This is a genomic window from Betaproteobacteria bacterium (assembly GCA_016194905.1).
Lineage (GTDB): Bacteria > Pseudomonadota > Gammaproteobacteria > Burkholderiales > JACQAP01 > JACQAP01.
Map to the genome: position 1 here is coordinate 44,437 of JACQAP010000008.1, position 22,131 is coordinate 66,567.

Sequence of the window (22,131 nt, forward strand, 5' to 3'; positions counted from 1 at the left end):
GACCGAATAACATTTTTCCGGAGGAATAGTGAAGATCTCGATGTATCAAGCCTCAGTACCCGTGTTTGTCCGCGCGCTCAATAACCTTGCCGCCATTCTCGAAAAAGCGGCCGCGCACGCCGAAGCCAGGAAGGTCGATCCCGCGGCACTGATCAACTACCGCCTCTACCCCGACATGCTTCCGTTTGCGAAGCAGGTCCAGATCGCCAGCGACAGCGCCAAGGGAGGCGTGGCGCGGCTCGCAGGCGTCGAACCGCCCAAGTACGAAGACAACGAAGCAAGCTTTCCCGAATTCATCGCCCGCCTGCGCAAGACGGTGGCTTACCTCGAATCGATCAAGCCGGAACAGATCGACGGTTCCGAAGACAAGACCGTTACGTGGAAGACGCAAACCACCACCAGGACCATGCAGGGCATGCCATATCTTCTGAGTCACGTGACCCCGAACGTCTATTTCCACGTCACCACGGCCTACGACATTCTCCGGCACTGTGGCCTCGAAATCGGCAAACAGGATTTTCTCGGAAAGACCTGAGCGTTTTGCTGCCGGTCAGCGCGACACGGATCGGTCCTTCAAGGAGGGGCGGGTCTGAACTACCGTTCCGCAGCCTCGCTCGGTCGTCGACGAGGCCACGCGGATCGGGGTGCGGGGCATGGGCTGGCAGTGGATCTTGTCGTCGATCATGACGCACTTGTCGTTGCCGTTGAGGCTAAAGTCGACGCGCTGCTTGCCGTTTTCCATATTTCCCTGTGAGATATTCACGTCGCGAGGTCGGGTTCCCGCCCGGGAAGCCTGTATTCCGTGACAAATTCACACTTGCGGCGCGCGCCCTGGCTGCTGGAAGGACTGGGTATGGGGTACGATATCGAACGCTACCAGTGCGATCCGGCGTGAATCTTGATGGTGTTTGACCGAAAGGTCTCCTATGCGACCCAAGGAAAATGCAGAAGTCAGGAATCTCGCGGAGAGCGAAAGTTCGCTACGCGAGAGCGAGGCGCGCTTCCGCGATCTGATCGAGCTGTCCTCCGACTGGTATTGGGAACAGGACGCCGAATTGCGTTACACGATCCTGTCAGGCGGCGTTTTGCAGACGGCCGGATTCCGTCCCCAAGACAGCATCGGCAAGACCCGACGGGAACAACCCGGAATAGCGTTGTCCGAGGAAGAATGGGCCGCGCACCAGTCGGTGCTGGATGCGCACCAGCCGTTCTACGACTTTACGTATAAGCGAATCAATCCCGATGGCGAGGCGCGCTACGTGTGTATAAGCGGCCGTCCGGTCTTCGATCCGCAGGGAAAGTTCAAGGGCTATCGCGGGATTGGGCGAGATATCACCAAACGCGTAAACGCCGACAATGCCTTGAATGAAAGCGAGGCGCGCTTCCGTGACCTGATCGAGTTGTTCTCCGATTGGTACTGGGAGCAGGACGAGAATTTACGCTTCACAATTCTTTCCGGAGGGGTTCTACAAAAAGCCGGGCTCCGTCCCCTGGACAGCATCGGCAAGACCCGACGGGAGCAACCCGGAATCGTGTTGTCCGAGGAAGAGTGGGCGGCGCACCAGGCGGTGCTGGATTCACGCCAACCCTTTTACGACTTGACGTATAAGCGCGTCAACCCCAAGGGTGAGACGCGCTACGTGTCGATTAGCGGACGACCGATTTTCGGTGCACAAGGCGATTTCAGGGGTTATCGCGGTATCGGCAAAGACATTACCGAACACGTGCTTGCCGAAGACCTTCAGTATCTTGCCTATCACGACGCTCTCACGACGCTGCCTAACCGCACCATGTTCAGCCAAATCCTGAACCGCGGAATCAGGCAGGCGCATCGCCGCAACAAGAGACTTGCCGTACTCTTCCTCGACCTCGACGGTTTCAAGAATATCAACGACACGCTCGGGCACAATGCGGGCGACTTGCTGCTGCAAGAGGTTGGGACACGAGTCAAACGCAGCCTGCGCGACAGCGACATCGTCGCCCGTTTGGGGGGCGATGAGTTCGTCGTATTGCTGGAAGAAGTGAGCCAATCCAGGCCTGTGCGCACGGTTGCGGACAAGATCCTTTCCGCCATAGTCAAGCCATTTCGCATAGTCGGTCAGGAGGTCAGCGTCACGGTGAGCATCGGCATCAGCATCTACCCTGATGATGGCAAAGACCAGCAATCGCTAATGAAGGCTGCGGACATCGCGATGTACCGGGCGAAGGTACAGGGCAAGAACAACTGCCAGTTCTATTTCGAGAAAACAGACACCCCTTCGTTCGAGTAGGCTGGTTTGGAGCGCAACAAAGCCGGACGGCTCTTGGTGGCGGCATACCTGACAACGCTAAGAAAACCTTTGGAAAGCCCAAACCGATGATCATCGTCCACCATCTCAACAATTCGCGATCCCAGCGAATTCTCTGGCTGCTGGAAGAACTCGGCCTCGAATACGACATCAAGCGTTATCAGCGCGATCCGAAGACCATGCTGGCGCCGCCGGAGTTGCGCCAGATCCATCCGCTCGGCAAGTCGCCGGTCATTACCGACGGCGATCTCACGCTCGCCGAGTCCGGCGCGATCATCGAATACCTGGTGGGTCGTTACGGCAACGGACGCCTGGTGCCTGCCGCCGATACGCCGGAGAAGCTGCGCTACGCCTACTGGCTGCATTACGCGGAAGGTTCGGTGATGCCGCCCCTGCTGCTACAGCTCGTCTTTGGCCGTCTCGACAAGGGCAAGATGCCGTTTTTTGTGCGACCGATTGCCCGCGCCATCAAGAATCGGGTGAAGAGTTCGTTCATCGAGCCGCGGATCAATCAGCATCTTGACTACATGGAAGCCGAACTCGGCAAGGCGGCCTGGTTTGCCGGGCCGGCGTTCACCGCGGCCGACATCCAGATGAGTTTCCCGCTGGAAGCGGCGGTCGCGCGCGGCGGCCTCGACGCGAAACGGCCGAAACTCATGGCGTTCCTGGATCGCATCCACGCGCGGCCCGCCTACAAGAAGGCGATCGAGCGTGGCGGCGAGTATCAATTGCTGAAGTAGAGGAAGACGATGTCGTGGACACATCGGCAGGCGACGCGCGAAGATTTGCCGGCTATCGTCGAAATCTACAACGCGACCGTTCCTTCCCACCTGGCTACGGCGGACCTCGAACCGGTGTCGATCGAAAGTCGCATCGAGTGGTTCGAGGAACACCGGCCGGATTTCCGTCCGCTCTGGGTGGCGGAGCGGGACGGGCGCACCGCCGGATGGCTGAGTTTTTCCACTTTCTACGGGCGGCCTGCCTACAACAAGACCGCCGAGCTGAGCATCTACGTCGACGAACCCTTCCGCCATCGCGGCCTGGGTTCCTATTTCCTGGCACAGGCCGTCACCCATGCGCCCTCCATCGGGGTCGACAGGCTGCTCGGATTCGTTTTCGGACACAACCAACCCAGCCTGGACTTGTTCGAAAAGTTCGGCTTCGCGCGCTGGGGTGGATTGCCCGGCGTTACGCTGCTCGATGGCGTGGAACGCGACGTGATTATCCTTGGCCGGCGAGTGGCGAACTCGACATGAAGATGGCGTATCGGCGGAAAGACGACCGCATCGTCATGGACTGATTTCTCGCGAAGTCAGTGCCTACCTGAAGCTTTCGGGATCGAGGCTGTCCCGGCGTTTGCCGCCGACTTCCGCCTGCGGATACTTCCGAGTTTGCTGGGTTCGTGTCGAAGCGTCGCCAATTTCAGGCGCACTGGACGCGAGCGGCAGCGGGAAAACATTTCTTTTGCGAATGGATATCGCAATCTGTTGCGCGTCTCAGCGATGAATATAGCGGAGACAACTGTCCGACCCGACGTGTCGTCAAATGGTGACATTCGACCAAAACAATTTGCAGGCGATATTGCAACAATCCGATAATTCGAGTTGTCTATTGGATCGCATGTGTCTTACCAAACAAGGAGGCCTTCATCATGCGTAATGGAAATCTTCGATTCTTGCTGGGCATCATCGCACTGGGATTTGCCGTCACCGGCGGCGGATCGCTGCGTGCAGCCGATACGGATGACGGCTCGACGACCGTGAGTACGGCGGCATCCCATCCCACCGAAGAACTCGTCGAGAAGTTCAGTGCCTTTGCCGGATCGACGCAGAATGCGGAAGCGTTGGTCAACGGGCTGCGCAACGGGACGTCGATCACTCTGACCGACAGTGGTGGATCGAGCACGGCCATCACGCCGTCCACCAAACCCATGGGCTTCGGCAACGTGAACATCGCGCTTTCCCTCGCGCGCCAGGAACTCGTACAGCAGGGCATCACACAGCCGACGCCCGCGCAAATCCAGGCAGCGCTGACCGGGGGAACGATTACCACATCCACCGGATCGGTGGCCTTGACGGGTATTCTGACTTTGCGCGGCCAGGGCATGGGCTGGGGTGCAATCGCCAATTCCCTGGGATTCAAGCTCGGAGAAGTGGTGCGGTCGACCCGTGCCGAGAAAATCGGAAAGGCGGAGAAATCCGACAAGGCGGACGCCGATGACAAGTCGGCGAAGCCCGAGCGCATCGAAGTGGGTCGCATGGACAAGGTGGAGCGACCTGAGCGTCCGGTCCGACCGGAGCGCCCCGAACGCGCGGGTAAGTAGACTGCCGGATTGCAGCGTCCCGGATTGACCTGCGGCACCGGCGTGCTGCAGGTCAATTCGTTTATTCACCCAATGTAAATCGGATCAGAACATCGGGAACATGAACCCTCGTCATTTCACGGCGCGTTTTTGCGCGACCCTGGTATTCACGTTTGCCTGCGCGGGAGCGTGGGCGGCCGACGGACAACTCAGTCTTTCCACCGGCTTCGATTACAGTTCGGGCGACTACGGCGGGTCGACGTCGACCGACATCCTGTCGATCCCCGTCATCGGAAAATACGAAACCGGGCCGTGGACCTACAAACTCACGGTTCCTTTTATCGAAGTGACCGGTCCGGGAAACGTCGTTCCCGGCGTCGGACGCGAGAACGCGGTCAAGGGCAAAAAAGGAGCGGCTGTCAGCGGCACATCGACCGAATCTGGCCTCGGCGACATTACCGGCGCGGTGACCTATAACCTCTTCGCAGGGAGCGCGTCCGCGCCCGCCATCGATCTCACCGGCAAGATCAAGCTCGGTACCGCAGACCGCGATAAGGGGCTGGGCACCGGCGAGAACGACTATTCGGTGCAGGTTGACGCCTATCAAATCTTTGGTCGGGTCACCGGATTTGCCACGCTCGGTTACAGCATCCTGGGCAGTTCCAGCGCCATCCCGCTGGATAATGTTTTCTACGTGGCGATCGGTGCCGGTTACAAGTTCGATGACAGGCTCAGCGGCGGCTTGATGCTTGATCTGCGCCAGGCTGCTTCATCCACCAGTGGAGAGCGGCGGGAGCTGACCGGTTACGTCAACTACAAACTCGACAAGGACTGGAAAGTGCAGGGCTACCTGTTGCAGGGTTTTGCAGATGGCAGCCCGGACTTCGGATTTGGCGCGCTCGTGACGCGCATGTTCTGAGCGCTTACCGGATGAATGCCGGTGCGGATCGTGCATTGTCCGGCTATACCGAACTCGAATGAAAAGGCCGGGTAGTTTCATGCCCGGCCCGATGTTTCCCGGCAAATGTGAGGAAAAAGGATGACGGGAATCCTGCGTGGTCGCGATACTCACGCGCGCCAGGCACTCGCCCTGGTCGGCAGCGATGCCGTATTCTCGATCGCACGCCCGACTTTCAAGCTGTCTGCCTGACCAGAAGTCTTCCTCATTGCGAACCTAGGCTGGCGCGCCGACCGAAGGCAGCGGCGACCAAGCTTCGTAACACTTTCGGTTTCGGAATCACGAAGCGGGAAATGATTTCGAACGTAAGCCGGCCGGCCAATCGCCCTTCGAAATCTGGTTGTGTTAAGCCGTACGTGGGCAGCGCCTGCTCTGAGAAAGACACGACGATCCATCGCCCGCCTTCGTAACCACCGGCAAAAAAAAGCCGGCAATCACGCCCGGCAAATAGTACTACGGGAGGAATTCTTGGTCAGTTGGACTCGGAGGAGGCCATGCGGATCGGGGCTTTCGGCATCGGTGCGCAGTGGATCTTGTCGTCGATCATGACGCACTTGTCGTTGCCGTTGAGGCTGAAGTCGACGCGCTGCTTGCCGTTTTCCATGGACACGCGGAAATTGTCTTCCGCGAAGGCGGTGGAGCTGGACAGGACGGCCGCGATCAGAAGGGCGCCGAGAATCTTGTTCACGATCTGTTCCTCCAAAAGCGTTTCGTGTTGGAGAAACTTTACGATTGAGGGGGGTGGCGGCGCGGTGAACTCTTGCCGCTGTTGCGTGTGATTTATTCACATCCTGGCGCCTTGCCGACTGTCGGTTCAGATAGTAGGGTGATCCAGTCGCCTGTCATGGCCTTGTCGGATCGGGAAGATTCCGGTTCTCCCGGGAGGCGTTTCCGGACCCGGCCTGTCTTGATCGAAAGCTGCAAAGGGGCCAGAGTTCCCTGACTTCAGCTCACAAAAGCGACAGACCGCCTCGGGAGGAGAGTCCATGCGTGTGCGTCGGTGGGAAGAAAGATGGTCGATTGGTCGCCATGATCGTCGCGAAGTGCGGTTTCAATCGCTGATGAGGCGCGTGACGCAATCTGCGCTCACAGTCAATCTGAAGGTCGCGAAACCGCATGGGATAAGGATCCCGCAGTCGATTCTGCTGCGTGCCGATGAGGTGATCCGATGAATCAACAGCATTCTCGTCGCGCCTTTACGTTCGCTCTTACCGTCCTGATCGCCTGCCTCGGCTTATTCGGACTCGCCAGTGCTGCCGATTCGCAGCAACCGATAGCGCCGCGGCGCATCGGGGTGCTCCTAGCGGCCTCGTTACCCGAGGAAAAGGTGCCACAGGCATTCCGCCAGGGGCTGCTGGACGCGGGCTACGCCGAAGGGCGTGACGTGGTTATCGAGTGGCGATCCGCCAATGGCGATTACAATCGGCTACCGCAGTTGGCCGCGGATCTGGTCCAGAGCAGAGTCGATGTAATTGTCGTGGGGAGTACGGCTGCAGCCCAGGTGGCCAAGCGTGCCACGTCCACCATTCCCATCGTTTTGGCCATCGTCGCCGATCCAATTGCAAGGGGCTTGGTTGCAAGTTTCGCCCATCCTGACGGAAACATCACCGGGCTCTCGGCGATGACGGAAGACCTCAGCGCCAAGCGGCTGCAGCTGCTCAAGGAAGCTATTCCCCGAGTCGCTCGGGTGGCAGTCCTGTGGAATCCTGATGCGCCGTGGCACGCGAAGGTGATCGAGCAGCTTAAGGCAGCAGCGCCCTCGCTGTCGATCAAGTTGAATTTCGTGCCCGCGCGAACGCCCGAGGAGTTCGATGCGGCATTCTCCGCAATGAGACAAGCGCACGCCCAGGCGCTGTACGTGATCGAGGATGCCTTTTTCTTCGGCAATCGAATGACGCTTCTCAAGTTGGCGTCGAAGGCGCGGCTACCAATCATCTACTGGGTGAAGGAATTCGCCGAAGGAGGGGGATTGATGTCTTACGGGGCGAGCTACGGGGACCTGATGCGCCGATCGGCCGGATACGTCGACAAGATACTCAAGGGCGCGAAGCCCGGCGATTTGCCGATCGAACAGCCGACAAAATTCGAACTCGTCGTCAATCTGAAAACCGCCAAGGCGCTGGGTATCACGATCCCGCAGTCGATTCTGGTGCGTGCAGATGAGGTGATCCGGTGATGCACCGTCTTGTAGTTCTCTCAATTGCCCTCGGCTTAACTGCCATAGTGACCGTCGCGGGCGCACAGCAATCCAGCAACGTGCCGGTCGTGGGCGTTCTCAGAATTTCTTCCCCGGTCCGAAATGATCTGTCGATGGAGGCCTTGCGCAATGCGCTTCGCGAGTTAGGCTACTCAGAAGGCAAAAGCATTAAGATCGAACAGCGTTTTGCTCAAGGCCAGGCTGATCGGTTACCTGAGCTTGCCGACGAGATCGTCAGGCTGCACGTCGACGTCATCATCGCAACAAACGAAGCATCGGTACGTGCCGCGCAGCACGCGACCAGTACGATCCCAATTGTCATGGTTGCTTATGATCACGACCCTGTGGCATCGGGCATGGTTCAGAGCCTAAGCCACCCAGGTGGCAACATCACCGGAATTTTTTCCCGGCAAATCGAGCTGGCCGGAAAACGACTCGAGCTGCTGAAAGAGACGCTGCCAGGTGTGTTGCGCGTTGCCGTCTTTCATGATTCCTCCAACCGGCGTCCGATCGACGACCTTGAGGCGGCGGCCCGTTCCCTTGGTATCCGGCTACAGGTCGTCAACTTGCACCCGGACGAAGATCCTGCAAGCGCTTTCAAGACCGCCAGGAAGAAAGGAGCCGGCGCTGGAATCGTGCTGTTCTCCCCCGTGTTTTACGCAAAGCGTGTGCGTCTTGCGGAGGTCGCTGTCGAGGCAGGGCTGCCGACGATGTCGCAAGAACGCGATTTCGTGCAAGCGGGGTTCCTGATGTCCTATGCGCCCGACCGTGACGCGATTGTGTCGCGGGTGGCTTATTTTGTGGACCGGTTGCTGAAGGGCGCGAAGCCGAGTGACCTCCCCGTCGAGCAGGCCGACAAATTCAAATTGACGGTGAACTTGCGAACCGCAAAGGCGCTCGGCATCACCGTCCCGCAATCGATCCTGTTAAGTGCGGATGAGGTGATTAGATGAGTTACTCGTCCCGAGTCCTCCTGATAGCGCTTACCGCTTTCCTGGCGTCGGGTTGGGTAGCCGAGGACATCTATTCGCAGCAACCCAAAAGCCCACGGCACATTAGGGTCGTGGCAATCGCCATAAGCGAACAAAGCGATGAGGCAAAGGCGTTCCGCCAGGGACTGCGCGACGCCGGCTATGCTGAAGGGAAGGACATCTTGATCGAATGGTGGTTCGGCGGCGGCCGTTACGACCGTGCGCCTGAGGCGGTTGCCGACCTGGCCAAGCGTAAAGCAGATGTGATAGTCGTGGAAGGTACCCCGGCGGCGCTCGCAGCCAAGGGCGCAACAAGCACCATTCCCATTGTCATGGCACTGGTCGGCGATCCAGTCGGGTCCGGTCTGGTTGCAAGCCTGGCGCGCCCGGGTGGCAACGTCACCGGGGTGACCAACCAGACCGTCGACCTCGCGGCCAAGCGCCTGCAACTGCTCAAGGAAGCGATTCCCGGAGCGAGGCGCGTGGTTGTTATCTTCAATCCGGAAACACGTCCCAACAGCATAATGATCAGCCGTTTAAAGGAGGCGGCACCGGGAATAGGTGTCGAATTGAAGTTCATCAGCGTACGAAATGTAGAGGAGCTGCGTGCAGCGTTCGCGGGGTTAAGTCGCTCGAACGTGGACGCTCTGTTTATTGTCGACGACGGCTTTATGTTTACCCACGGAGAAGAGATTCTTCAAATGGGAATGAGTGCCCGGCTGCCGATTGTTTTTGCCAACAAACCCCTCGCAAGGAAGGGGGTGCTGCTTTCCTACGCAGTCGACCACCCCGCGCTGTTTCGGCGTGCCGCGGACTATGTGGACAAGATCTTCAGGGGAGCAAATCCAGCCGACCTTCCCATTGAGCAGCCGACCAAGTTCGAGTTGGTCGTCAACCTCAAAACCGCACGGGCACTCGGTCTCACGATCCCTCAATCGATTCTATTGCGAGCGGATGAGGTGATCCGGTGAGGATGGCGTCATTCCCTACACGCAAGTTTATGACTTGGGTCCTGACCGGCGTTGCGCTGCTATCGTCGATCGCCTTTGCTGATCAGCCCTCGACCATCCCTCGGATCGGAGTCCTCAATCCGCAAACGGCGAGCGCATCGATGGAAGACGCGCTACGGCACGGGCTCAACGAGCTCGGCTATGTCGAGGGCAAGAACATCAAAATCGAATGGCGGCGTGTTGCAGGCACGCAGGACGAAATGCGCTCGCTCGCAGCCGATCTGGTCAACTCGAATGTAGATCTGATTGTAGCGATGGGTTCACCGGCTACTCGCGCCGCGCTGGATGCGACGGCCAAACCGGTCGTGTTCCTCGCGGGGGATCCCGTCGCCAGCGGATTCGCTTCGAGCCTGGCCAAGCCAGGCGGCAATGCGACGGGTGTGTCGGTCGTCTACACCGAACTGATCACGAAGCATCTGGAAATTCTGCATGAGCTTGTGCCCCGGGCGCGGCGAATCATCGTGCTCACCAATTTTTCCAACCCGGGTACGCCGCCATCACATAAAAAGCTGCAGCAGGCTGCCAAGACACTCGGCATAAAACTGGTGAACTTGAGTGCCTCAAACGTAGCTGAAATGGATGTGGCGGTAAATGCCATTGAGCATACGCGGGCGGACGCGGTCCTTGTCGGCGGCGATCTTCTCGCCCTGGCGAACAGAGATAAGATTGCTAAAGCCATCCACCATGCGAGATTGCCCGCGGTGTTTCCCTTCAAGCAGTACCACGAAGCCGGCGTGTTGATATCCTACGGGCCAAATTACGAGGCGGCGATGAGCCAGATCGCTACTTACGTCGACAGAATACTCAAGGGTGCGAAGCCATCCGACTTGCCGATCGAGCAAGTTTCCAGATACGAGTTGGTTGTGGATCTCCGGATCGCGCGCGAACTGGGGCTCACGGTCCCGCAGTCGATTCTTCTGAGGGCCGATGAGTTGATCCGATAGGGCTGGCCATGAGCCGACTATTCCTACTAGCTATTGGACTCGCGCTTTGGTTTGGTGCGGGAGTAATTGGCGCGGCACCGGCAGACCCTCCGCGCATTGGTTTCCTGACGCTGCTACCGGAGTCGGGGCCGGACCGAGAGGGTTTCCGCCAGGGACTCCGCGAGCTAGGGTACGTCGAGGGCAAAAACATCCTCATCGAATGGCGGCAACATGGAGGTGCCGGTCAAGAGTTGCGCGCGTTGACGGAAGCGTTGGTCAACGCAAAAGTGGACGTCATCGTCGCATCCGGCACAACGGCCGCCGACGCGGCGATGCGGGCTACTGCGACGATCCCTGTGGTGTTTGGAAGCGTTGGCGACCCTGTGGCGAGTGGCTTCGCGGCGAGCCTGGCGAGGCCCGGTCGAAACGGCACCGGCGTATCCATAGACTCCACAGAGTTGTACCCAAAGCGCTTGGAATTCCTGCACCAGCTTGCACCAAAAGCCAGACGGATCACCTACCTCGTCAACTCATCCAACCCGATAGCGGCCAAGATGCTCGAAGAAACAGAGATCGCGGCACGCACGCTGAGTGTGCGGCTACAGACGCTCGATGCGCGCAACGCCGTTGAGCTAGGCGCCGTGCTGCAGACTCTGAGCAAAAATCCACCCGAGGCGATTTTGGTCGGCGGAGACCTGCTCTATCTCGCCAATAAGGGTAAGGTCGCCGCAGCAGTGCGCAAGGCTCGGGTCCCGGCGATTTTCGCTTACGAGGACTATCACGAGCACGGTGCGCTGATGTCCTACGGTCCGAGCGTGAGAGAAGCGGCGCGCCTTGCGGCCGGGTACATCGACAAGATCCTCAAAGGCGCGAAACCTTCCGAATTGCCCATCCAGCAGATCTCGAGGTTCGAACTCATTATCGACCTGCGCCTGGCGCGCGAGCTGGGAATCGATGTGCCTCGCGAGCTATTGGCGCGTGCGGACAGGGTGATCAAGTGATCTGGCGCGGCAGCCTCTTCCTCAAGTACGCGTTACCCCTGGTGATTCTGGTGATCGGCGGGCTTGTCGTCAGCGGGCTGGTCGAAATTTACTTCTCATATCAGGAAAACAAGGTGGCGCTGGCGCGCATCCAGCACGAAAAAGCGGTCGCCGCGGCGCTGCGGATCGAGCAATTCGTCAAAGAGCTGGAGCACGACCTCTCCTGGATTGCGCAGATGCCCTGGGGACCACGCGGGGTTTCGCTCGATCAGCGGCGGCTCGATTCTCTGCGATTGCTGCGCCAGGTGCCGGCCATCACCGAAGTCAGCCACCTCGATCCGATAGGGCATGAACAATTGCGAGTGTCGAGACTGGCAATGGACGTCGTCGGCAGCAACGCCGATTTCTTCCGCGATCCCAAATTCCGGGAACCGATGGCCCACAAGACGTACTTCAGCCCGGTCTATTTCCGCAAAGAGTCCGAACCTTACATGACCATCGCAATGGCGGGTTCAGGCGAGGACGCGGGCGTCGTGGCGGCGGAGGCAAACCTGAAGTTCATCTGGGACGTGGTGTCGAATCTGAGAGTCGGTAAGGGCGGGTATGCCTACGTCGTCGATTTCCAGGAACGCCTCATCGCTCATCCGGACATCAGCCTGGTGCTCAAGAAGACCGAACTAGCGACGCTGCCACAGGTGCAGATCGCGCACGCCGCATCGGCCGCAAGGACAAGCGATACGGTCGAAGCGATCGTGGGAAAGGACCGATCCGGGAGTGAGGTCCTGTCTGCTTATGCCGTCATTGCTCCGCTTAACTGGACCGTGTTCGTCGACTTGCCGATCGCCGAGGCGTTCGCGCCGCTCTATGCCTCGATCTGGCGGACCGTGGTGCTCGTATTCGTGGGCGTCGCGATTTCCCTTATCGCGAGCCTGTTCCTGGTGCGGCGAATGGTCGCGCCGATCCACGCGCTCCGCGCCGGTGCTGCCCGCATCGGCGCTGGATCGCTCGATCATCGGATCGCGGTAAAAAGCGGTGACGAATTGCAGGCGTTGGGCGACGAGTTCAATCGCATGACCGAACGCCTCCAGGAGTCGTATGCGGGCCTGGAGCGAAAGGTTAAAGAGCGCACTCGCGATCTGACCGAAGCGCTCGAGCAGCAGACCGCGACCAGCGAGATCCTGCAGGTGATCAGCAGCTCGCCGACTGACTTGAAGCCAGTATTGGACGCGGTTGCCGAAAGTGCGGGACACCTGTGTGACGGCGATACAGTCGCAATCCTGCGCGTTGACGGTGATGGACTTAAATTTGCTGCGGCGTGGGGCCCACTTCCTTCGCTTCCATCTTACGAGACCATACCGATCCGCCGCGATTTAATAAACGGCCGGGCAATTCTCGATCGAAAAGTTATCCATATTCCAGACTACCGGAGCGAGTCAGACGAAGAATTCGGGGGTGCCAAGGGTTACGCAGCGCGTTTGGGATTTCAAGCGGCGCTCGCGGCACCCATGCTTCGAGAAGACCTTGCTATTGGTGTAATTCTCGTTGAGCGTGTCGAGGCCCGCGCGTTTTCAAACAAGCAAATCGAGATGCTCAAGACCTTCGCCGACCAAGCGGTCATCGCCATTGAGAACGTGCGGTTGTTCAAGGAGCTTGAAGAGCGCAATAAGGCGCTTACCGAATTGCTCGAGCAACAAACCGCAACCAGCGAGATTCTTCGCGTCATCAGCCAGTCCCAGCGCAATGTGCAGCCAGTGTTCGAGGCGATCGCGGCAAACGCTCAGAAGCTGTGCGAAGGTACTTTTAGCGGCGTGTGGACTTATGACGGGGAGCTGATTCACCTTGAATCCGCAGTGGGCTTTACCCCAGATGAGGCTGAGGCGATGCGGCAAACATTTCCCAGGCGACCGGGGCACGGGGGAACCAACGAACGCGCGATCCTGACCGGAGCGGTCGTCTACCTCCCGGATGTCCTGGAAGATGCGGAATATGAGTTACAACACCTAGCTCGTGAAATCGGGTTCCGCAGCATGTTGTCTGTCCCGATGCTGAAAGATAGCAGGCCGATCGGAACGATCGGCGTCTCCGGTGCCGAACCGGGAATGTTCTCCCCAAGGCAGATCGCCATGCTGGAGACGTTTGCTGATCAGGCGGTGATTGCAATCGAGAACACGCGCCTGTTTAAGGAGCTCGAGGAGCGCAACAAGTCACTCACGGAAGCGCTGGAGCAGCAGACCGCAACGAGTGAAATCCTGCGGGTCATCAGCAGTTCGCCGACCGATCTGCAGCCAGTGCTGGACGCGGTAGTGGAGCGAGCTGCACGCCTGTGCTCGGCAAGGGATGCTGTGATCTTTCGAGTTGAAGGCGCGTCGCTGCGGGCAGTAAAGCAATACGGGTCTTTACCGCCGGTCCCGGGAGAGGGAGTGCTGCCGATCAGCCGCGAGTTCGTATCCGGGCGAGCTGTCTTGGATCGACAGACTATTCACGTGGCCGACATTCTGGCCGAGCCGGAAATCGAGTTCGCGGGCGGGCGAGAGATCGCAATTCGTATGGGTTACCGAACGGTGATCGTCGCACCGATGATGCGTGAAGGCGAGCCGATCGGCGTTATCGGTGTGTGGCGCACCGAGGTACGTCCCTTTTCGGATACGCAGATCGCGCTCCTCCAGACCTTCGCCGATCAGGCGGTGATCGCCATTGAGAACGTGCGATTGTTTACCGAGTTGCAAGAGCGGCTGGAGCAGCAGACAGCTACCAGCGAGATTCTGCGGGTGATCAGCAGTTCGCCAACTGATTTACAACCGGTTCTGGACGCGGTGGCAGAGAGTGCGGCGCGGCTGTGCGATGCCAGTGAGGCCATGATCTTTCGTAGCGGGAGCGACGGGCTCCAAATGGCCACACAATACGGATCACTACCAACGATCCGCGCCGACGAGCGTATCCCGATCCGCCGTGACATGGTTGCCGGACGGGCCGTGATCGACCGCCACATCGTTCATGTGTCCGACCTCCTCGCAGAATCCGACGAAGAATTCGCCGGCTCAAAGGCCTATGCGGCCCGTTTGGGCCACCGAACCGTGCTCGCGGCACCGATGCTTCGGGAAGGGGAGTCCATCGGGGTAATCTACATTCGCCGTGTGGAAGTGCGACCATTCACGGACAGGCAAATCGAACTCCTCAAGACCTTCGCCGACCAGGCCGTGATCGCCATCGAGAACGTGCGGCTGTTCAAGGAGCTGCAGGCACGCACGGAGGAACTCGCGCATTCTGTCGAGCAGCTGCAAGCACTTGCCGAGGTCAGCCAGGCAATCAACTCGACACTCGATCTCCAAGAATTGCTGTCGGCAATCGTCATGCGAGCGGTGGAACTCTCATCGACGGACGGAGGCGCCATTTACGAATATGACCAGGCAAGTGGCGAGTTCCGGCCGCGGGCAACGCACGGATTCCCTCAGGAGCTGGTCGAGATGCTGCTGGCCACGCCTTTGCGAATCGGTGAGGGCGCCACCGGACGGGCGGCAGCAACGCGTGCGCCGGTTCAGATCCCGGACGTACAAGCCGAGGGCGCATATTCCAGTCCGCTTCAGGAGGCGACCATTCGGGCAGGAGCGCGTGCAGTGCTGGCGGTGCCGTTGCTGCGCGAGGGGCGCGTTCTTGGCGGACTTGTCGTCTCACGAAACAGCGTTGGAGACTTTCCGCCCGATGTGGTCGACCTTCTGCAGACCTTCGCAGCACAGTCGACTCTCGCGATCCAGAACGCGCATCTGTTCCGCGAAATCGAACAGAAGAGCCACGAGCTGGAGGTCGCGAGCCAGCACAAGTCGCAATTCCTTGCCAACATGAGCCACGAATTGCGCACGCCGCTCAACGCGATCCTCGGTTATACCGAACTGATCGTCGACGGGATCTACGGCAAGGTGCCGCAGAAGATACGCGACGTCCAGGAGAGGGTGCAGAAGAGCGGGCGCCACCTGCTCGGCCTCATCAACGATGTGCTGGACCTGTCGAAGATCGAGGCCGGACAACTCGTGCTGGTGCTCAGCGACTACTCGTTCAACGACGTCGTGCAGACAGTCATCACTTCGGTCGAATCTCTTGCCGCCGAAAAAGGGCTGCGACTGACTGCAGACGTCGCGCCCGATCTTCCGGTAGGGCGGGCTGACGAGCGGCGCATCACGCAGGTTCTGCTGAATCTGGTCGGCAATGCAATCAAGTTCACGGACAAAGGAAAGGTCTTGGTGAGCGTAACGGTCGCCGACGGCAAATTCGTAGTTTCAGTCAAGGACACCGGTCCGGGAATTGCCGTGGCCGAGCAGGACAGGATTTTCGAGGAGTTTCGTCAGGTCGACAGCTCGTCGACACGCGCCAAGGGTGGCACCGGGCTGGGGCTCGCCATCGCCAAGCGCATCGTGGAGTTGCATCGCGGGCGGATCTGGGTCGAATCTGCCATCGGGAAAGGTTCGAACTTCTTCATTAGCATTCCGGTCAAGGCGGATCTACAGGGAGGCACCTCATGAGCAAGCGGATACTGGTGGTCGAGGATCAGGAGGACAATCGGCAGATCGTGCGCGATCTGTTGACGGCCAAAGGATTCGAATTGTATGAGGCGGTCACCGGCGAAGAGGGGGTCGCGTTCGCCAAACGCGAGCGACCCGACCTTATCCTGATGGACATCCAGCTCCCGGGGATCGACGGTTATGAGGCTACGCGACGGATCAAGGCCGATCCCGAGCTGTGGCATATTCCCATCATTGTCGTTACGTCGTATGCACTGAGCGGGGACGATCAGAAGGCGTTCGCGGCGGGGTGCGACGGTTACGTGACCAAGCCGTTCAGCCCGCGGTTGCTTCTGGCCAAAATCCGCGAGTACTTGCCGAAATAGCTCGCCATGCACGTGCCGCCGCGCATCCTCGTCGTCGACGACAACCAGGCCAACGTAGATATTCTGCGCGCTCGCCTCGCCGCGCAAGGGTACGACATCGTCACGGCGACGGACGGGGAGGAAGCACTCACGGCGGTGAGCAAGCACCTGCCGGACCTCGTCCTGCTCGACGTCATGATGCCCAAGCTCGACGGCATCGAAGTCTGCCGCCGGCTGCGCGCCGATTCCACGCTACCTTTCATCCCGATCGTGCTGGTCACCGCAAAATCCGACTCGAAGGACGTGGTGGCGGCACTCGAAGCCGGCGGGGACGAGTACCTGACCAAGCCGGTGGATCACGCGGCATTGGGGGCTCGCGTCAAATCCATGCTGCGCATAAAGGCGCTCCAGGACACAGTTCACGAACAGGCGGCGCAACTTCAGGAATCCAATTGCACGCTCGAACAGCGAGTCGCGGGCCAGGTTTTCGAACTGGAGCGGCTCGGCCGGCTCAAGCGTTTCTTCTCGCCGCAACTCGCCGAGTTGATCCTGGCCGGCGGCGCCGAAGATCCGCTCAAAAGCCATCGCCGCGAGGTAACCGTCGTGTTCCTCGACCTGCGCGGCTTCACCGCTTTTGCGGAAACCAACGAGCCCGAAGAGATCATGGACGTGCTGCGCGAGTACCACGCGGCAATGGGGCAGGTGATCCTCGCCCACGAAGGCACGCTCGAGCGCTTCGCCGGCGACGGCATGATGGTGTTCTTCAACGACCCGGTTCCGGTGCCGGATCCCGCGGCGCGGGCAGTGCGGATGGTTCTGGAGATGCGCGAGCGGCTCGGCGACCTGACGGCGAAGTGGCGAAAACGTGGTTTCGATCTCGGTTTCGGCGCCGGCATCGCTCAGGGATTTGCGACCATCGGCGCGGTCGGATTCGAAGGAAGATGGGACTATGGCGCGATCGGAACGGTTACCAACCTCGCGGCACGCCTGTGCAGCGAAGCGAAACCCGGGCAGATCCTGATCTCGCAGAAAGCATCCACGGCAATCGAGGGCTTCGTCGAGTTGGAATCCGTCGGCGAACTCCAGCTCAAGGGTTTTCTGAAGCCGGTATCCGCATACAACGTGATCAGGCTCACTGTGTAGGTCTCTGTCGGTGCACGGTCCGGCGAGTCACCGCACTGCGCTCGGAAGTCCCGGCAGCGAGTCTTCGTCGATCCAGGATGTGAAGTGCTGAACTCACTCGTTGGTGGAGGACGCCACGCGGATCGGGGTTTTCGGCATCGGCTTCAAGCTGTTCGATCCCAACGGCGCCTTCATGATTCGCTACGGGGCCACGGTGCTGCAGTTGAACCAGTGGGTGCACGTCGCCGGGGTGTACGACGCGGCGGCGCAGACCATGGCGGTCTACCTCAATGGCGTGGCCGACAACGGCACGCTGCTCGGCACGGTGGCCGGCATGCAATTGAACTCGACGCTGGATCTGTTCATCGGACGGCGCGCCGACACGGCCGGGCAGTACAATTTCAACGGCACGATCGACGAGGTGCGCCTCTACAACCGCGCGCTGTCCCAGGCCGAGATCCAGGCCGACATGAACACGGGACTGGGGAGTACGTCGCCGGTGGCGCTCTACTTCATCCAGCCGGACCCATTGAACACCCCGCGGGTCATCACCAAGGAGGGGGGCTACGGGGTCGTGCCTGCATAACTGTATAACGAAGCCCTCCAACGCCCGCATTCCTGCGGGCGTTTTTGTCTCAGCCGCTCTCAGGCGCCGGCGATGATCGCCAGTGCTGCGGTTGCGGTGAGGATGCGGATGCGCCGATAGCTTTTGAGATCGAGCAGATGCGCATCTCCCGACACGATGAGATCGGCCTGGGCCGAGAGCGCACAGGCGATCACGTGCTCATCGTTGGGATCGGCGCTGCCGGTGCCTTCGATCATCGCGGCAGCCGTCAAATTCGCGATCGTCATGAAACGGCCGATGCACCGATCGACCGAATCACCGTTGGCGGTGATGCGCTTGGCGAACTTCGCATAGGCGAGCGCCTCGCGTAACTCCATGGCGAGCACCGCGCTGGTATAGATATCAACCGTCCCGCTGATCGCCGCATCGAGCAGTCTGCGCGGCGGGCCGTTCCATAAAAGCCCCGAAATGACGATGTTGGTATCGAGGACCAGGCGCATCAAGTAGCGCCGCGCTTGCGCCGCTCGGCGCGCACCGCGCGCACTTCAGCCACGATCTCCTGCTCCATCGCTTCGGTGAGTTCCTCTTGCGGCATGCGCGCCCACATCGCGCGCAGTTCCTCGCCGGCCTGACGGCGCTGCTCCTGTGTTGCCAGGAAATCCACGAAGTCGGCGATCTGCCCCAGACGCTCGGGCGGCAGGGCTTTTAACTTGGCGAGCAATGCTTCGGCGGTAATAGGGGCGTTCATGGGCTGGCCTCCTTTAGCGGCTTGCTTGCGCGAGCACAGTCATCACGCTTCAATTGTCTCGAATTATCTACCTGTTTCGTTTGCCTTACAAAAGCTTGCTCAAATCACGCGCGCAACTAAAAGTGCGCCTCTAGGCAAAAATCTGGAATGAGTGGAGGTGTATCTTCGTTTCGCGCGTGCAACTGAATGAGGCGTCTTGAGAAATCGCCTGCGACTACGACGAATGCGCGTCAGGCGGTTCTGTTTACAAGTACTTCAGGGATTACTCGCCTGATATTGGTGCGCACGCGCCCTTCGATGCTATTGCCTCTCTACCGCAGGCGGCTTGGGTGACCCCTTTCCGCTCCTGTTTACGAGAGCTTGCGTTGACACGGTATTCACCTGTCCCCTAGTCGCGAAGCCGACCAAAAAAAAGGCCCGCTGTAAAGGCGGGCCAAAGCCGGGAGGGTCTTCGGTTCAGTTGGAGGTGGACGAAGCCACGCGCACCGGTGCGGCCGGAATCGGTGCGCAGTGGATCTTGTCGTCGATCAGAACGCACTTGTCGTTGCCGTTGAGGCTGAAGTCGACGTGCTGCTTGCCGTTTTCCATGGAGACGCGCAGCGTGTCTTCGGCGAAGGCGGTGGAGCAGGACAATATGGCTGCGATCACCAGGGTGCTGAGAATCTTGTTCATGGTTGGTTCCTCCAAAAGCGTTTCGTGTTGGAGAAACTTTACGTTTGAGGGGGGTGTAGGCGCGTTGAACTATTACCGCCTTTGCGTGTGATTTATTCACGGGCAATGCGCGAGGGCCAACTAGCCCGCGGAAGGCCTTTTGATGTCCCATGCCGACGGGCCGATAGCGGGCCAGTACCGGAACTTGAGTTGAGCCGGTGGTTTCGAATCGCCTCCGGCGCGAGTCGCTTTCAGTGAATATTCACACAGTCGCGTTGGTCGGTGCCCATCGCGTTCAGCTGTCGATATTCGCTTGACCAATAGCGGGCGAGATCGTCGTTCGCATGTCCGGCCACGCAATCGGGGCCCGGGTTCCATTCGACGACTTGCCAGGCCCGGTTATGGCGGGCGGATTCCTGTTCTTCAGCCCCGAGTCCCAAGCCGTCGACAATCAAGGCTGCCGCCGCTAAATGCAGCGCGATCAATACGGGCAACAGCATTTTCGGGTTCATGAGCGATCCCCTTTCGCCGGCGTGTGACTTATTCACGCTTCCCCAGCCTGTCGATTCAGCCGTTGACACGGGCACGCTCGTCCACACCACACACGCCTGACAAGACGCATTCGAATTCCTGGCGCGTGACATTGGAGCCAATACGCAAGGCCTCGTCGGCCTGCCGCACACGGCAGGGCTGCAGGCCACGCGCCCCGCCTTCCTGATGCGTACAGCGAATGACGGACTCTCCGGCGCGCTGCGTTTGTTGAGGTCTTGCGTCCGGGGTCGAAACGGGCTGGGCATGGGCAAACATTCCCGGCCAGGCGGTCAACGCACTATATATTGCGATTGCTGTCATTCGGTTCATGGCTTTCTCCTTCATCGGTCCGGTTGTCTAAAGGCACGAAGCGATGCCAGATTAATGCGGCCAACCCGATTGATCCCGTACGTTTGACACAGATGTCCTGTGAAAAATTACCGCTCGCCACCGGGGGAGCGGGATTGGGGGCGGGATCGGATGGGACGGCCAGAGGTCGTGCCTGCCTTGTCGCCCCCGGGTAATAGGCGCAGAATTTTGCGGCGCGGACAATTCAAGGCCAGGGAGAGGAGCGATGACAGCGTCGTTTGATGAGAGTACCCAGTTCTGGAGTTTGCCTCCGCAACATCTCAAAACTCTTTCCGATCAGGGAAGCGTGAAGGCCTATCCGAAGAACACGATCATCATCAGCGAGGGTGAGCGTAGTGAGTCGCTGTTTATCGTTCTTTCGGGTAAGGTCAAGGTCTTCCTTGCCGACGAGGATGGCAAGGAAGTCCTGTTAAGCACGCAGGGACCCGGAGAGTATTTCGGCGAAATGATCCTGGACGAGGGACCGCGTTCCGCCTCGGTGATGACGCTGGAGCCTTGCCGCTTCGCGGTCATCACCACCGATCAGTTCAAGCAGTTCCTTGCCAAGAACCCGGAAGCCGGCCTGGAGCTGGTCAAGAGCCTGATTCATCGGGTGCGCGCGCTGACCAAGGCGGTTGGCAATCTGGCTTTGCTCGACGTGTACGGCCGGGTCGCGCGGCTGCTGCTCGACCTGGCAACCGAGATTGACGGCCGGCAAGTCATTACCGAGCATCTGACTCAGCAGGACATGGCCAGCCGCGTGGGATGTTCGCGCGAAATGATCAGCCGCATCATGAAAGACCTGCGGGTGGGCGGCTACATCAAGATGGACGGGGAAGACATCATCGTTGCCAAGACCCCGCCGCGCAATTGGTAAGCCTCGCGCCGGCTTCGGCGACATCTTCATCGTGAATTTTCATGTTCCGCAACGGCAATCCTCACGAGATTGTCCGCACCCTCCTCGATATTCTGGAATCGTGGGCATGTGCTCACGCAACCTCTCGCGAGGAGTGATATGAGAACTCAGTCGAAATCCGTTGTGGTATCCGTGGTTGCGGCATTGTTCGCAGTCGCGGCATTCAATATCCACGCAGCAGATCAGGTGAAGTCCGGCGGACCCTCCGACCGGCCTGCCCGCGCGCTCGATGCTGAAGGCGTCAAGTCGCAAGGTGCAAGCAGCAAGCCAGGCCGTGCACTCGAGGAAGGTTCGGTCAAGGCGCAGGGCGCATCGAACAAGGCCGGCCGTGCGATCGATGAAGGCACGGTGAAATCCGCCGGGACGTCGAACAAGCCGGCTCGTGCTATCGAAGAGGGTGCAGTGAAGTCAGGTGGCGCGTCGAACAAACCTGCCCGCGCGGTCGATGAAGGCGTGGTGAAGACCAGCAAGCACAAGAAAGCACATGACCGTGCGATCGAAGGCGGTGCAGTAAAGTCGCAAGGAGCTTCCGACAAGGCCAGCCGCGCGGTGGATCAGGGAAACAAGTAAATCAGCGGACTTTGCCTAGCCAGGCCGACCGATCTGGTCGGCCCTTTTTTTGTCGGCTGCGACGTACAACGGCCGGCATCTTCCCTGCAGCGACGTTGGTCGAAAGCTGGTGGAGTACATAAGAATGCTGGACACCAGGTGCCTAGCATATTGCCATCCCAACGAGGAGACTCCGCTGCTACCGGCCTCGGGC

24 protein-coding genes are annotated in these 22,131 nt (G+C 59.6%); 17 read left to right on the forward strand and 7 right to left on the reverse strand.

Annotated elements, in window-relative coordinates:
* Window positions 1-28: 28 nt before the first annotated feature.
* Window positions 29-535, forward strand: coding sequence for a DUF1993 domain-containing protein (locus HY067_03690; protein ID MBI3527047.1), 507 nt, complete (start codon window positions 29-31; stop codon window positions 533-535).
* A 15-nt stretch (window positions 536-550) separates the two neighbouring features.
* On the opposite strand, the gene HY067_03695 is transcribed toward HY067_03690, so the two are convergent.
* Entirely contained in the window at window positions 551-742 is a 192-nt protein-coding gene (locus tag HY067_03695) for a hypothetical protein (GenBank protein ID MBI3527048.1), read from the reverse strand.
* Between the two features lie 184 nt (window positions 743-926).
* Here HY067_03695 and HY067_03700 point away from each other — a divergent pair, with 184 nt between their 5' ends.
* From HY067_03700 to HY067_03720, 5 genes are all read left to right on the forward strand, one after another.
* Complete coding sequence (locus tag HY067_03700) at window positions 927-2,270, forward strand: diguanylate cyclase (GenBank protein ID MBI3527049.1); 1,344 nt, start codon at window positions 927-929, stop codon at window positions 2,268-2,270.
* An 86-nt stretch (window positions 2,271-2,356) separates the two neighbouring features.
* The gene (locus HY067_03705) at window positions 2,357-3,028 is read left to right on the forward strand and encodes a glutathione S-transferase (GenBank protein ID MBI3527050.1); all 672 of its coding nucleotides are present in this window, start codon (window positions 2,357-2,359) and stop codon (window positions 3,026-3,028) included.
* A gap of 9 nt (window positions 3,029-3,037) precedes the next feature.
* The gene (locus HY067_03710) at window positions 3,038-3,544 is read left to right on the forward strand and encodes an N-acetyltransferase (GenBank protein MBI3527051.1); all 507 of its coding nucleotides are present in this window, start codon (window positions 3,038-3,040) and stop codon (window positions 3,542-3,544) included.
* Window positions 3,545-3,939: 395 nt separating this feature from the next.
* The gene (locus HY067_03715; GenBank protein ID MBI3527052.1) at window positions 3,940-4,611 is read left to right on the forward strand and encodes a hypothetical protein; all 672 of its coding nucleotides are present in this window, start codon (window positions 3,940-3,942) and stop codon (window positions 4,609-4,611) included.
* A gap of 100 nt (window positions 4,612-4,711) precedes the next feature.
* Entirely contained in the window at window positions 4,712-5,509 is a 798-nt protein-coding gene (locus HY067_03720; protein ID MBI3527053.1) for a transporter, read from the forward strand.
* 511 nt (window positions 5,510-6,020) lie between these two features.
* On the opposite strand, the gene HY067_03725 is transcribed toward HY067_03720, so the two are convergent.
* Window positions 6,021-6,236 carry a hypothetical protein gene (locus tag HY067_03725; protein MBI3527054.1) on the reverse strand — a complete coding sequence of 72 codons (216 nt, stop codon included), beginning with the start codon at window positions 6,234-6,236 and terminating at the stop codon, window positions 6,021-6,023.
* Between the two features lie 480 nt (window positions 6,237-6,716).
* Here HY067_03725 and HY067_03730 point away from each other — a divergent pair, with 480 nt between their 5' ends.
* The 9 genes from HY067_03730 to HY067_03770 all read left to right on the forward strand — a co-directional run bounded on the left by HY067_03730 (window position 6,717) and on the right by HY067_03770 (window position 18,195).
* Window positions 6,717-7,724 (forward strand): ABC transporter substrate-binding protein, encoded by a 1,008-nt coding sequence (locus HY067_03730; protein ID MBI3527055.1) that lies wholly within the window; start codon window positions 6,717-6,719, stop codon window positions 7,722-7,724.
* Window positions 7,721-8,698 (forward strand): ABC transporter substrate-binding protein, encoded by a 978-nt coding sequence (locus HY067_03735; GenBank protein ID MBI3527056.1) that lies wholly within the window; start codon window positions 7,721-7,723, stop codon window positions 8,696-8,698. The genes HY067_03730 and HY067_03735 overlap by 4 nt, the downstream gene beginning before the upstream one ends.
* Before the next feature lie 110 nt (window positions 8,699-8,808).
* Window positions 8,809-9,687, forward strand: coding sequence for an ABC transporter substrate-binding protein (locus tag HY067_03740; protein ID MBI3527057.1), 879 nt, complete (start codon window positions 8,809-8,811; stop codon window positions 9,685-9,687).
* Between the two features lie 29 nt (window positions 9,688-9,716).
* Window positions 9,717-10,670 carry an ABC transporter substrate-binding protein gene (locus HY067_03745; GenBank protein ID MBI3527058.1) on the forward strand — a complete coding sequence of 318 codons (954 nt, stop codon included), beginning with the start codon at window positions 9,717-9,719 and terminating at the stop codon, window positions 10,668-10,670.
* Window positions 10,671-10,678: 8 nt separating this feature from the next.
* Window positions 10,679-11,650, forward strand: coding sequence for an ABC transporter substrate-binding protein (locus HY067_03750; GenBank protein ID MBI3527059.1), 972 nt, complete (start codon window positions 10,679-10,681; stop codon window positions 11,648-11,650).
* Complete coding sequence (locus HY067_03755; protein MBI3527060.1) at window positions 11,647-16,143, forward strand: GAF domain-containing protein; 4,497 nt, start codon at window positions 11,647-11,649, stop codon at window positions 16,141-16,143. Before HY067_03750 ends, HY067_03755 begins: the two co-directional genes overlap by 4 nt.
* A complete protein-coding gene (locus HY067_03760; protein MBI3527061.1) occupies window positions 16,140-16,508 on the forward strand; it encodes a response regulator in 369 nt (122 codons plus the stop codon). Before HY067_03755 ends, HY067_03760 begins: the two co-directional genes overlap by 4 nt.
* A gap of 6 nt (window positions 16,509-16,514) precedes the next feature.
* A complete protein-coding gene (locus HY067_03765; protein MBI3527062.1) occupies window positions 16,515-17,630 on the forward strand; it encodes a response regulator in 1,116 nt (371 codons plus the stop codon).
* 103 nt (window positions 17,631-17,733) lie between these two features.
* Window positions 17,734-18,195 carry a LamG domain-containing protein gene (locus HY067_03770; protein ID MBI3527063.1) on the forward strand — a complete coding sequence of 154 codons (462 nt, stop codon included), beginning with the start codon at window positions 17,734-17,736 and terminating at the stop codon, window positions 18,193-18,195.
* A gap of 59 nt (window positions 18,196-18,254) precedes the next feature.
* Here HY067_03770 and HY067_03775 read toward each other — a convergent pair whose 3' ends face one another.
* The 5 genes from HY067_03775 to HY067_03795 form a co-directional block, all read right to left on the reverse strand.
* Window positions 18,255-18,674, reverse strand: a complete 420-nt coding sequence (locus HY067_03775) for a putative toxin-antitoxin system toxin component, PIN family (GenBank protein ID MBI3527064.1) — start codon at window positions 18,672-18,674, stop codon at window positions 18,255-18,257.
* On the reverse strand, window positions 18,674-18,922 hold the full coding sequence (locus HY067_03780) for a hypothetical protein (GenBank protein ID MBI3527065.1): 249 nt from the start codon (window positions 18,920-18,922) through the stop codon (window positions 18,674-18,676). The genes HY067_03775 and HY067_03780 overlap by 1 nt, the downstream gene beginning before the upstream one ends.
* A gap of 456 nt (window positions 18,923-19,378) precedes the next feature.
* A complete protein-coding gene (locus HY067_03785; protein MBI3527066.1) occupies window positions 19,379-19,594 on the reverse strand; it encodes a hypothetical protein in 216 nt (71 codons plus the stop codon).
* A gap of 230 nt (window positions 19,595-19,824) precedes the next feature.
* Complete coding sequence (locus tag HY067_03790) at window positions 19,825-20,085, reverse strand: hypothetical protein (GenBank protein ID MBI3527067.1); 261 nt, start codon at window positions 20,083-20,085, stop codon at window positions 19,825-19,827.
* A 55-nt stretch (window positions 20,086-20,140) separates the two neighbouring features.
* A complete protein-coding gene (locus HY067_03795; protein ID MBI3527068.1) occupies window positions 20,141-20,434 on the reverse strand; it encodes a hypothetical protein in 294 nt (97 codons plus the stop codon).
* A gap of 244 nt (window positions 20,435-20,678) precedes the next feature.
* On the opposite strand from HY067_03795, the gene HY067_03800 reads away from it, so the two are divergent.
* On the forward strand, window positions 20,679-21,329 hold the full coding sequence (locus HY067_03800; protein ID MBI3527069.1) for a cyclic nucleotide-binding domain-containing protein: 651 nt from the start codon (window positions 20,679-20,681) through the stop codon (window positions 21,327-21,329).
* A gap of 138 nt (window positions 21,330-21,467) precedes the next feature.
* Entirely contained in the window at window positions 21,468-21,938 is a 471-nt protein-coding gene (locus HY067_03805) for a hypothetical protein (GenBank protein MBI3527070.1), read from the forward strand.
* The last annotated feature ends 193 nt before the right edge of the window (window positions 21,939-22,131 follow it).